At 40.3% G+C, this 12854-nt stretch carries 9 protein-coding genes and 1 tRNA gene; 3 read left to right on the top strand and 7 right to left on the bottom strand.

The window, feature by feature from the left end; genetic code table 11:
- The first annotated feature begins 208 nt into the window (after positions 1–208).
- The gene (locus tag VB713_RS19025; protein WP_323313077.1) at positions 209–1126 is read left to right on the top strand and encodes an AbiJ-NTD4 domain-containing protein; all 918 of its coding nucleotides are present in this window, start codon (positions 209–211) and stop codon (positions 1124–1126) included.
- 103 nt (positions 1127–1229) lie between these two features.
- Here VB713_RS19025 and VB713_RS19020 read toward each other — a convergent pair whose 3' ends face one another.
- From VB713_RS19020 to VB713_RS19005, 4 genes are all read right to left on the bottom strand, one after another.
- The gene (locus VB713_RS19020) at positions 1230–2669 is read right to left on the bottom strand and encodes a VWA domain-containing protein (protein WP_323313076.1); all 1440 of its coding nucleotides are present in this window, start codon (positions 2667–2669) and stop codon (positions 1230–1232) included.
- 220 nt (positions 2670–2889) lie between these two features.
- Positions 2890–2960 (bottom strand) — tRNA-Ser (locus VB713_RS19015).
- 32 nt (positions 2961–2992) lie between these two features.
- The gene (locus VB713_RS19010; RefSeq protein WP_323313075.1) at positions 2993–3715 is read right to left on the bottom strand and encodes a hypothetical protein; all 723 of its coding nucleotides are present in this window, start codon (positions 3713–3715) and stop codon (positions 2993–2995) included.
- Positions 3716–3927: 212 nt separating this feature from the next.
- A complete protein-coding gene (locus VB713_RS19005; RefSeq protein WP_323313074.1) occupies positions 3928–4128 on the bottom strand; it encodes a hypothetical protein in 201 nt (66 codons plus the stop codon).
- 735 nt (positions 4129–4863) lie between these two features.
- Between VB713_RS19005 and VB713_RS19000 the strand changes: the two genes are divergently transcribed.
- Positions 4864–6915 carry a YfbK domain-containing protein gene (locus VB713_RS19000; RefSeq protein ID WP_323313073.1) on the top strand — a complete coding sequence of 684 codons (2052 nt, stop codon included), beginning with the start codon at positions 4864–4866 and terminating at the stop codon, positions 6913–6915.
- 135 nt (positions 6916–7050) lie between these two features.
- Entirely contained in the window at positions 7051–8070 is a 1020-nt protein-coding gene (locus VB713_RS18995) for a tRNA-dihydrouridine synthase family protein (RefSeq protein WP_323313072.1), read from the top strand.
- Positions 8071–8402: 332 nt separating this feature from the next.
- Here VB713_RS18995 and VB713_RS18990 read toward each other — a convergent pair whose 3' ends face one another.
- The 3 genes from VB713_RS18990 to VB713_RS18980 all read right to left on the bottom strand — a co-directional run bounded on the left by VB713_RS18990 (position 8403) and on the right by VB713_RS18980 (position 12739).
- Complete coding sequence (locus VB713_RS18990) at positions 8403–9287, bottom strand: pirin family protein (RefSeq protein ID WP_323313071.1); 885 nt, start codon at positions 9285–9287, stop codon at positions 8403–8405.
- A 197-nt stretch (positions 9288–9484) separates the two neighbouring features.
- Positions 9485–11662 carry a type I DNA topoisomerase gene (topA, locus tag VB713_RS18985; protein ID WP_323313070.1) on the bottom strand — a complete coding sequence of 726 codons (2178 nt, stop codon included), beginning with the start codon at positions 11660–11662 and terminating at the stop codon, positions 9485–9487.
- A gap of 681 nt (positions 11663–12343) precedes the next feature.
- Positions 12344–12739 (bottom strand): CU044_2847 family protein, encoded by a 396-nt coding sequence (locus VB713_RS18980; RefSeq protein WP_323313069.1) that lies wholly within the window; start codon positions 12737–12739, stop codon positions 12344–12346.
- Positions 12740–12854 lie beyond the last annotated feature (115 nt).

Genomic DNA, 12854 nt, shown 5'->3' with positions numbered 1-12854 from the left:
AGAAAAAGTAGATCGTCGGGGTGGTTATGGAGACGACCTGATATGATTCGTACTTTCGTCGAGCGATCACAGTTTGTTCATTTTGCTTTATCACCTCCTTGCGTTGAGCTATTATCTAAGTTAAAGTAATACAAATTTAGCTAACTATATCTCAGTATATTTTCTTTAGTTAGTTATAATATATCTAATCTAATTGAGTAACTAAAATATGGATACATTTTCTCAGAGACACGGCTTTGAACCCAAGAAAGATATTATGCAGATTGATTCAATGAGTAATGATCTGCGTAACAGTTTATGGAATGTCTTAATTTTATCGTTTTGGAAAAAAATAGAAACCTATTCTCAGGGTGGTTATATAGATTACGACAGAAAAGAATCCTCCGCTTATCAATATTTTGAAACAGATGATATAAAATCTTTAATTAAGATTTTGTGGTTTTCTCATTTCAAACAACCATTTGATAATTTATCAGGAATATGGCAGCGAGATTATCAATTTATAAAACAATCATTTTCCCAATATAAATGGTATGAAGTCTATAATTTTTTAGAGTTCATTGCTAGAAATTACAGAAATGATGATATGTTAGAAAATTTTATTAACTTATGCAATCATGTTTTTGAACGTGAATTGTCTGGCTATAGATTTATTGGCTCGACAATTACACCAATAACCTCAGAAACAGAAATACAGACAATAGAACAAGCTTTAGCATATCAAGATAAATTTGCTCCAGTATCGAATCATATTAACACTGCCCTAATTTATTTGTCGAGAAAAGAAAACCCTGACTATAGGAATTCTATAAAAGAATCTATTAGTGCTGTAGAATCAATTTGTTGCCTAATTGCTAATGATAATAAAGCAACATTGGGAAAAGCTTTAAATACTCTAGAAAAAGAACCAATATTTGATTTGCATCCTGCCTTAAGTGGAGCATTTAGCAAGTTGTATGGTTATACAAGTGATGCTAACGGAATACGCCATGCCTTGCTAGATGAATCTGACCTTGACTTTGAAGATGCCAAATTTATGCTTGTGTCTTGTTCTGCTTTTATTAACTATCTTAAAGGAAAAGCTATAAAAGCAGGAATTGACTTTAACAATCCTCAGCAAGAATAGTATCAGCAAATTGAGTTTTATTCTTCAACTCAACAGAAGATTCAAAGTTAAATTGTAGAATTAATGGGTGCATAACCAATAAACAATGCACCCATGACTAACCTCATTTATCCACCCTTACAGGCAAAGGCATATCCAAAATCTCCATCAGCAAATCTAGACGAGAAGGGCGCGTTAAGAGTGGGACAAGGTTCGGCAAACTGTAGTAGTCACCAGCGAAAGTGAACGTATCTACAGGTGCTTGTTGCTGCTTCAGTTGAGTTTCCACCCAGTTGTAATGACTACCCACACGGACAATCACCACATTCGGCATTATCGCCAACTCCCGGCAATAGTTCTTGTAAACCTCACCGAAGTAAGGAGCAGCATTTTCACCTTCATCCGTTACCACGATAATCTGGTCAACAACCTGCTTCTTCTTCCGCATTGCTTCCAACGCACAACCGATACTAGTACCACCACCTGCATTGATGTACTGGAAAGCACGTTCCCAGTCAGTTAACTCCTTACCCTTTGCCGTAACAGGATAGGGAATAGTATCAAAGGCATAGACAAACAATTCTGCCTGAGTGATACCAGAAATTAAAGCAGCAAGTTGTTTACCAACAGCGATCGCATTTTCCATTGAACCGGACTTGTCCACCAGTAAAGCCGTTGGCCGAGCAATTGTCCCCCGTCGCTTTACCTGCTCATTAGTAACCTTGTCCAACCGAGCAACGGTATCTGCGTCGAAATCTGCTGTATCTGCGGCCACCTGGGCTTTGAAAGCTGAGACACGCCCACTTTTAGATGCTTCCTCCAGCTTAGAGTCAATCAGCTTCTTGACTTCTGGGTGATCCATTGCTCCTCTAGCCTGAATTGACTTGAGGTTATTGATCACTTCTTGGGGACTCATGCTGTTGATTAATGCCACCAATACAACTGGTGTAAGCTGTTTAATAGCACCAATAGCGATCGCATAAGGAATTTTGAACTCCACAATCAAACGTGCCTGTTCTGCCGCTTTTTCTGCCTTAGCAAGCTGTTTTAGGACATCTGCTAAAGAACCAGTTGGCGGAGTATTGCGGAACAAAATCGCATTCGCCCGTTCATTGGGCTTGATGTGCAGAGCAGCATACAGGTGTTTCATTGCCTTACGACCTCGCAAAGCAGCGCGATCGAATAGAGCCGGATTACTCTCCCGTGTCTTCAGATATAGCCGCACCGCAGTCCGAGCCGAACGAGGCAACTTATTTTGTTGCTGCTTCATAAAATCCACCACACGAGCCACCTGGTAGGGCGGAAACGCTTGCAGCATCATAAATCCAGCATCCCGGTGTTCAGTCAAATTGCTAGTTAGCAAATAGGCTAGGAATACTTCTTTGTGGTCACGAACATCACCATAACGCTGATACCAAACAGCTAGATGTCCGTAAAATATCGGATCAAGTTCAACAATTAACTTATGAATTTCTGCGACTTGCTCAAGTTTGCGGTGAGGGGTTGTCAGCAAACTATTGAGCATTTCTAAACGCAAGTCACGTTCTGCGGTATTTGTATTCATGATTACCTCCTCTAAGAATTTTGGATTGCAATCGAAAACCCAAAATCTAAAATTACCGGAGGCAGTGTTGCACGCGGGGTGATAGAGTCACCGCGCAAGTTGTGGAAGCATTGTGTTTAACTGTTTCAGAGTTATGTAGGCTTCCGAGATTAGGGCGCGGCAACAACTGCCAATGGAAATAAATAAAATCACCTCGTACAAGTTGAAAAGGCTGTTGATTCACACACGGGATTTGAACCCGTAGTTGCTTGATTTCAATTCAAGTGCCTGTTCCAATTCGGCTAGTATGTAAGCTTTTTCGGTTAGGGTACGAAGTGAAAATTCTAAGTTTTAGCAAGCTGATTTAAAATCAATCTAATTTCTTTCTTGCTACATTGCTGTTTTTTGACAGCGTAAATTTTTTGACCTTTAGACATTGCCGTAGAGCAATGAATTACAGCTTTGATAACATCCGTGACATAATCAGTTAACGGCGGAAAATCTGCAAAAGTAATTAAATACCAAATCTCGTTTATTTTCTGGTATTGATGATAATTATCAATGATGACAATATCGGTTTCTTCTTGCTTTTGCTTCTGCTTTCGCTTTACTTTCTGAACTAGACAAAGAATTCCGGTTTCAGGATGGATATAAAAACGGTCATAGTAACTCCCATCTAACCGAATTCGATTCCAGCGGTAAGACTTGCTACGAACCTGACCATCAATGATTTCTACATGGCGTTCAACGTAATCCCATAGATGACCAATAATGTGCTGTCCTGCCATTGTGCTGGGATCTAATCTTTGACACAGTTCGCTGTAAATGTCGTTCCAAGGCTGTCCGACTTTTGAGCGCAACAACCGACGCAGAGGTGCGAGATGATCTGAAAGATATTTAGATTTCTTTGTTGGTTTAATCAGGTAGGGATTTAATAATCCATCCTCTGTTGCCTCTGCGGTGATTTTGTGTAATTGCTTTTTAAAGCCTTTGAGCTTTTTGAGGCTAATTCTCATCCCACCACGAGGACGCTCAATCACTATTTCGCTCAAACGATGTTCGCTCATATTTCACGTTAGTTAAATGCAGTTGTAACGATGGGTTTTTGATTGCAAATAATTTAGCGAACATCATCGGACTTACCTCCTTATAAATAATGTTTGATATGGCTAACGCCACGCTACGCGAACAGGATTTCCAGGATTTAAGGATAAACAGGATTAAAACTGGATTTTTATCACCAATTACCAATTACCAATTACCCGTTACCCGTTACCCGTTACCCATAAACAGCTTCAGGACGGATAATCAAATCACCACTGGGACGACGATCAATTATGTAATCAGAAAGTCTATCTTTATTTACATCTAAATGTCGAGCAATGTGTTCCTTTACTGCCACATCATTCATCCTTGCTGTAATTCCTAGTTGTGTTTCTGTAACATCAACAGAACGTCCCTCAAATCGAATATGAACCATTGCTATCACCTCTTTTAAAATTACAAATTGTTATTAACCCAAGTTGCTAATTATCAAATCAAGGTAAGGTGACAAGATGGCAAGGGTAGAAAATAACTCAAAATTCATTCTTTCTCCTGACTCCTATTCCTAACTAGCCACTTACGTTATCAATGGATCTGATCGGGATTGAACCGATACCCTCCCTGTGAGAGTTGCACTCACACCTCGTGTAAGTTGAAAAAGCTGTGGTGACACACGCAGGACTTGAACCTGCAACCTATCGTTTAAGAGACGATCGCTCTACCAATTGAGCAAGTATGTAAGCTTTTTCTGTCAGGACACAAGTGAATCCAGGAACTCTACCATTAGAGCTACAGACCCAAGAAAAGCATGATTGCTGGAGTGGGTTTTTTGCCTTTTGGAGGAGGCGTTTTTGTTGATATTACATTTGTAATACAAATACTACTAGATGTCAAGAGCATACTACAAATTTTTTGGGAAAGTCAGAGAACTGCACCTTAAATTGAATATTCCGCTATTCTTGACCTGTTTCCGACCCTAAGTACCTGGACAGAAACATGATCCTGAAAAGCTGCGCTTGTCGGCATTTCCTGGAGATATTGTTACCAATGCTGTGTATGTGAAGTATTGTATGCATTACAGTTACTAAAACTGTAACGGTAATCAAATCTCAGACTGCTCAGGACTATTCTAAGTAAGAACAACAGGGCAAACATCTGTGAGGATTTAATAATGTCTTACCCGATTCCGTCGAAAATGTGGCAGCGCGTCAGTATTTTAACACTGCTGTTATTACTACCAACAGTAGGAGTTGCCGTTTTAAATCAGTCTCTAACAAAAGCAATTCCAGCCAATCAGACTACCTCAGTCAACTCCATTCTACCCAATCACCCTGACTATCAAGCACTCCAGGCATTAGTTAACAATTATAGTTGTGTCGTTTCCGTTCCCAACTTTGGCACTCTTCCCGTCACTCGCACAGAATTCGCCACAGTTTTAAATTCTTGTTTAGAACGAACCAACACATTAATAGCAAGTAACTCCACAACAGTTGCTCAAACAGACTTAAAAACCCTGGAACGCTTGCAAAAAGAATTTGCACCAGAGTTAGCAACCCTCAATAATCCCAAAGACGAATTAGAAGCTAAAGCTGATATCGCTCCTACTCAAGCTGCTAGAGAACGCATTCAAGACCAGTCTACTCGCAAGACTAACCCATCAGTAAAACCTCTAAATTTACCACCTAGTTCCCCTGTCACGTCTAATATTAACCGTTACAGTATTCCTAAGCGTACAGTTGGACGTGGCATTAGTGGTATGATTGCCCCCGAACCTGAAATCAATCGGCAATTCAACACAGAGAACTACAACCGAATTGATGATAATCCCTTTCATCGTGTTGGTAATGACCCTCTTTCCACATTTTCCATAGATGTAGATACGGCATCTTACAGTAATATGAGACGGTTTATTACCCAAGGGCAATTACCACCCAAAGATGCAGTACGGATAGAAGAATTTATTAATTATTTTACTTATAATTATCCTCAACCGACAGGAAATAGACCTTTTTCCGTCACCACTGAAGTAACTACTGCTCCCTGGAATCCTCAACATAAGCTGGTACAGGTAGGTTTGCAAGGGAAACGCTTAGAGAGTGAAACCTTACCACCCAGTAACTTGGTATTTTTAATTGATGTCTCCGGTTCTATGGGTGAACCCAACAAATTGCCCTTGGTAAAACAGTCTTTGAAATTGTTGGTGAATAAAATCAATCCTGAAGACAGGGTAAGTTTAGTAGTTTACGCAGGAAATGCGGGTGTAGTCTTACCTGCTACCCCTGGAAGTCAGAAAACGAAAATTCTAGCAGCTATTGACCGATTGGAGGCTGGAGGCTCTACTGCTGGTGGTCAGGGGATTGAATTGGCTTACAAAATCGCCAAACAAAACTTCCTTAAATCTGGTAATAATAGGGTAATTTTAGCTACTGATGGAGATTTTAACGTCGGGGTTTCTAGTGATGCTGAATTGACTAGATTAATTGAACAGAAGCGAGATCAGGGAATTTTCCTCACAGTTATAGGATTTGGTACTGGCAACTATAAAGATGGCAAAATGGAACAATTGGCTGATAAGGGGAATGGCAATTATGCTTATATTGATACCTTATTAGAAGCTAAAAAAGTTCTAGTTAATGACATTCGGGGAACGCTGTTTACCATTGCCAAGGATGTGAAAATTCAGGTGGAATTTAATCCGGCTAAAGTCCAAGCATACCGCTTGATTGGCTACGAAAATCGCCTGTTGCAAAACCAAGATTTCAATGATGATAAGAAAGATGCGGGGGAAATTGGGGCTGGTCATTCTGTGACAGCACTGTATGAAGTTATTCCTACTGGTGTGAAGAGTGATGTGAAACTGCCAGAGGTAGATCCTTTGCGTTATCAGCGTTCTGGTGCAACTGCGACCGATACTGCCGATAATGAGATGATGTTGGTGAAACTCCGCTATAAATTACCCCAGGACAGTACCAGTCAATTGATTACCCAAACTATTCCAGATAGTAAATTCAACGCTAACCAAACACCATCAACTAATTTGAGATTTGCTGCTGCGATCGCAACTTTTGGGATGATATTACGTGATTCTGAGTATAAGGGGAATGCTAACTATGATTTGGTAATGAGATTGGCAACTCAAGCCCAGGGTGAAGATCAGGAGGGTTATCGAGGTGAGTTTATTCGCTTGGTTGAGCAATCTAGGGAGTTAATGACCAGGAAGTGATTAAAATGAAGCTGATGGGTGAAAAGAACAAGACTTTCCTTCCCGACTCTGGAAAGCCGACACATACTATTTTGTTTGACAAAGGACAAATGGTGAATATCCTTTGTTCCAAACGAAATCGGCAGGGATAATCCTATGTCCCAGGTATTGCTCCCCCAATCGCTTCAGAAAGACCTACCGTTCACAGCTCTTGCACCCATGCAAGATGTGACAAACTTATGGTTTATGAAGATCATTGCCCACTACGGCAGTCCTGACTACTTCTTCACCGAATATTTCCGCGTCAATGATACCTCACGACTCAATTGTAAAATTCTGGCAGCAATCACCGAAAACGATACCGGTCGCCCCGTTTTTGCTCAAATGATTGGCGAAAGCATTCCCGACTTAGTGAGAACAGCACAGGAACTCTGCAAATATAATATCGCCGGAGTAGACTTAAACATGGGCTGTCCTGCGCCGAGAATCTATCGCAAAAATGTTGGAGGTGGATTGCTGCGAGAACCGGAAAAAGTAGAGCGAATTTTGGGAGAACTGCGTTCTACTGTGAATGATAAACCTTTGACTGTGAAGATGCGCGTAGGCTTTGAAAACACAGATAACTTTTATGAAATACTAGATATCATCAATCGCCACAACATTGATTTGCTGAGTTTGCATGGTCGCACGGTGAAAGATATGTACCACGGGGTGGTGAAATATGATTTGATTGCGGAAGCGGTGAAACGGGTAGATTGCCCAGTCATGGCCAATGGTAATATCAACTCAGCGAAAACAGCCCTGGAAGTGCTTTCTCAAACGGGGGCAGCAGGTGTAATGGTAGGACGCTGGGCGATTGGGAATCCTTGGCTTTTTAATCAAATTCGCCAGACTTTACAAGGAGAGGCGATTACACCTGTGCCTTTAGTAGAGGTACGCAACTATATTGATCGTTTATGGCAAACCCCCACAGCGTCAACCATACCAGAACGAGCGCGGGTAGGCTACCTGAAAATGTTCCTTAACTACATTGCTTTGAGTGTTGATGCTGAAGGTCATTTCCTGCGGTTGATGCGACAGACCTCTACCGAAGTAGAAATGTTTAACCTCTGCGATCGCATTTTCCTGACTGAAGGAACCAAAACTTTAGCCCTAGAACCCTTAGTGAGCGTGTAATACCATTTCTTTATGAGGCTGTACAGAATGATGACATCAATTAAATTATCCGTCTTTATCTGTGTTTATCTGCGTTTATCTGCGGTCAATTATTCTTGATACAGCAGTTTGCGTAGTTAGGAGTTACAACATCTAAATTCAAACCCATACACAAAGCCATTTTGACTCCTGACTCCTGCTGTAAGTAGGTGGGCATAAATATTTATCGTTGAGACAAGGCAGGAGGCAGAAGGCAGAAGGCAGGAGGGAAGAGGTTTTGAGGCAACTTTACGTTTCGTTACATACTTCTGTTTTTTTGCGCCTACCTACTTATCTTAATTTTATGCAACTTATTAAAAAGGATTAGCCTCTGTCACCATTTCTGGTAGCGGAATAAACTCTGTTTCATTTGGCACAGTAGTAAAGCGGTGATCACGCCAATCATTTTTAGCTTGCTCTATCCTTTCTGCACGGCTAGAAACAAAATTCCACCATTTGTAACGTTTGCCTAATGGCTCACCACCAATAACAATACATCGAGCAGAGGCAACAGCAGAAACTTTTATCTCAGAACCTGGCTCTAAAATAGCAAAGCGATATGGCTCTAGCGGCTCATCATTAATGTTCAACCCCTCTGTGACGCTGTATACTGCCCTCTCGGAATAATCAGAGGGGACAGTGAAGTGAGCATTAGCAGACAGCACCACATCTAAATAAAGAATGGGTGAAAAAACTTTGACAGGTGAAGTATAGCCAAGGGTTTGTCCAACAATGAGTTTGATGATAGCGCCATTCTCTTCCCAGGTTGGAAGAGTTTCAGCAGGATAGTGAGTGAACCAAGGATCTATTTCTTCGTATTCTACAGGCAGGGCAACCCAGATTTGAATCCCATGAATGGTGGCTTCGTTATGACGGTCAGGAGCAGGAGATCGTTCTGAATGTACAATCCCCTTTCCTGCTGTCATCCAGTTTACTGCACCCGGTTGAATTTCTTGCACAGTACCCAAACTATCGCGGTGCATCAAAGTGCCATCAAATAAGTAAGTTACCGTCGCAAGATTAATATGAGGATGTGGTCGGACATCAATGCCTTTGTTGGGAGGCAAAACAGATGGGCCAAGATGATCAAAAAATATAAACGGACCGACCATTTGATAATTAAGATATGGCAAACTACGGCGGGCAATAAACCCACCTAAATCTTTAACTTCAGGTTCAATTAGTTGAAGTATGGTCATGAGTTATAGAGACTGATTATGAATTTAGGGGAGTTGAGGAAAATAAAACTGTGAAGATAAGTTACGAGCGAATTGATGACATTCCAATGATAGTAGAATATAGAATAATAAGGCTTTTCAAGTCAAGTTTGATGATATTGTAATAAAACATCCTCTAAAACAGCACGCAGATTTATTCCCAATAGGCTTATTTATATTCAGCCGGACTTGATATTATTCAAATTCCCAAATTTAGGACTCCACCATCCTTTAGGTGTATGAAAATAAGCCACATCCTTATGTTTCTTATCTTTCCAAGATTCTTGAGCAGAACACCGCAACATAGTTTTACTTTGTCCATCTTTAATATAACTGTATTCCTCCAAAGGTTTTTTACATACGGGACAGGGATATGAAGTGATTTTTGCAGAAGGCTTAGGAGTCTTTTCAGTTTCAGATGTTTTAGTTTTCGGTGCTTCCCACTTTTTGTTAAAATCACTCCAAAATAAAACAATATTTTCACAGCCATTCACACATTTAAGAAAGTATTTCTTTTTAACTTTGCTGCTGGGAATTTTAGCTAAACAGTTCTTACAATCAGGACAACGAGTTTTAGAAGTTTCATATTTGCGCTCAACTAAATTATTAGTTTTCACTGTAGTTGATGAATTAACCACCACAGTTTTAGCCTTAGAAAGGGCAGGTACAAAATAATTTTGATTCCAACTAGTCAGGTAATGTTGCCAAGAGTTTTTTCCTTCAGAGATTGCATCTAGGGCATCTTCCATTTTGGCAGTGAATTCTGCTTCTAATAAATCTGGTAAAGCCTTCTGTAAAAATTCATCAACTTCTAAACCCAAAACGGTAGGTTGAAGATTGTCTTTTTTCAATTCCACATAATTGCGTTTCTTTAAAGTAGCAACTGTAGGAGCATAGGTACTAGGACGACCAATTCCTTTACGTTCCATTAATTGTACAAGTTTCGGCTCACTGTATCTTGGTGGTGGTTGTGTTTGTTTCTGGTCATGTCCGGCATTTTTTAAAATTAGTGTTTGTCCCTGTTGCAATAAAGGTAAAACGGCATCTTTGCTAAGATTCGGCCAATACTTTGCATAACCGTAGAATTCAATTACTTGCCCTCTAGCTTGCCATAAAATATTACCTGATTTCGTAATTATCAAAGTTTTACGGAGTTGAGCAGGACGACATTGGGAAGCGATCGCTCTTTTCCAAATCATCACATACAGGTTAAACTCATCGGTAGGGAGTTCTGCACGCAACTGAACTGAAGGACGAAAGACATCTGTTGGACGAATAGCTTCATGTGCCTCCTGAGCCGTTTTACTACTACGATGCTTGGCTACCTGCTGGGGGACATTCTGGGGGTCGTTTTGCTCCAACCATTGACGCGCACTAGCACAAAATTCAGGACTCAACATCACTGAATCTGTACGCATATATGTAATTAACCCTGCCTCATATAGCTTTTGGGCTACTTGCATGGTTTTGTCGGGGGCAAATTTCAACTTGGACCCGGCTGCTTGTTGGAGGGTAGAGGTGGTAAATGGTGGAGGGGGTTGACGATTAACAAGTTTCCCTTCTACATGAATAATTTGATGTGAATGACGCTTTGCTTCCTCAACTAACCTTGTGGCTTCTACTTCTGAAAGAACGCGTTTAGATTCTGGTTTTTCTGGGTTATTACTAGCTGCATCATCATGAGTTTCAGTTTCTGGTGCTGCTGTTTCTGTGGCAGAATTTGCCGTACCTTTGTAAAAAGCCCGGAATCCTTCTTGATAATCTACCCAAACACTCCAGTAATCTTGGGGTACAAAAACTTGAATTTCTCTTTCTCGCTGACAAATTAGGTGTAATGTGGCGCTTTGGACTCTACCTACGCTTTTTGCACCGTTATTTAATGCCCAAACTAGGGGACTGCCTTTGTATCCTACCAGTTTGTCGAGGCAATCTCGACATAATCCTGCACCTATTAAATTAGTGTCGAGTTTTCTGGGATGTGCGATCGCTCTCTTTACGGCATCTGCTGTAATCTCTGTGTAAACTACTCGCTTGGGTTCTCTCAAACCTAACGTTTCTTTAAGATGCCAAGCAATGGTTTCTCCTTCTCTGTCTGGGTCTGTTGCTAAAACAACTTCATCAACCTGCCTAACAGCGGCTTTTAGTTTTTGAATTGTTTCTTTTGCCCGTTGGTCACGAGGGATATAATTGCAGCGGACACTATTACCATCCATTGTGAATCCTAGTGAATCATCACCCTCATTGCTGAGTTCGCGGATATGTCCACAACTAGCACGAACAATCCAATCTGCACCGAGAATTTGACTCAGCTTTTTGACTTTTCCAGGTGATTCGACGACTAGGAGGCGTTTGGGCATAGCACTTATTTTTCAGATGCTTTATATAGATATAGCAGTATGCAGTACGCACTTGAATAAAATACATCATAGCCCCCTCCTCGCTTGCGGTGAACCAGCGCTGTAGGTGGGTTTCCCACCGTAGACGACTGGTGAATCCGAAGGAGGAGGGGGTTGGGGGTGGGGTTATTGTATCTCACTCAACCAAAAACCGCTATAGGATAAAATGAGTGATAATATTTTTACAATAAGTTCGGGAATCTGAATTTCTCAATTGTCTGAATCAGGATTTACAGGATTTAAGGATGTACAGGATTTTAGCTGAGGATGATTTTTTAGATGTGAGTATATTTTATAATGTTGATATTTTTTAGAGATTTTGTAAATTATGATTATCAAGTAATTTGATATTAAATCTCATGACTTCACAATTAATCATCAAATCAGATATTCAAAACATGATACTTTAAAATATACTAAAAACGGTTGAAAAGTGTCATTCTGTAGCTTGCTTCCCGTAGGGTACGAAGTGTGCCACGTCGTGGAGCTTTGCTAACGCGTAGCGTGCCGTAGGCTCTAGAATCTCCGAGATACTTCCCTGCACTACGTTACGGTCAGTATGACATAAGTCCAAGTTTGACCCGTTTGCAGTATAACATCCTGTACATCCTTAAATCCTGTAAATCCTGATTCAGACAAAATTTACGTCTTATCAAATTTACATTTAACAGTAATTTTAATATTACTGCTAGTCTCTCCAGTGACAATATAAGGGATTCCCGTCATTCCTCCCACATTAACCCCAAATTCTAAAGTGACTTCAGAAACTTCAGCAAGAGCTAAATCTTTGAAAGATTGAATAATATGTTTTGAATAAGATTGAATAGTTTTTTGTAGCTGTTCTCCCTGTGCTTTCAGATTAAGTTTTTCTAAAACACCACGCTCTGCTTCTTCAGGAGTTTCAATCAGAAAATCTAGTTTATCTGGAGTTTCTATTTCTTTTTTTGAAGGTTGAGGAATAGACGCAGCAACATTTTCTGATGCTTCGATATAGATAATTGTTCCGTCTTCTAATTGAATCGGTGTTAGTTGTGACATAAAGATAAATAATCTTTTAATTAGTCCAGTATCTACATTATCATAATATACCCAAATCGTAGGGTGTGTTAGCGTCAGCGTTACGGCTAATCTTTAATCTCTCAAACTTCTAAAT

The sequence above is a fragment of the Anabaena cylindrica UHCC 0172 genome, from assembly GCF_034931625.1.
GTDB lineage: Bacteria > Cyanobacteriota > Cyanobacteriia > Cyanobacteriales > Nostocaceae > Anabaena > Anabaena cylindrica_A.
This window is presented reverse-complemented; position numbering and strand designations above follow the sequence as displayed.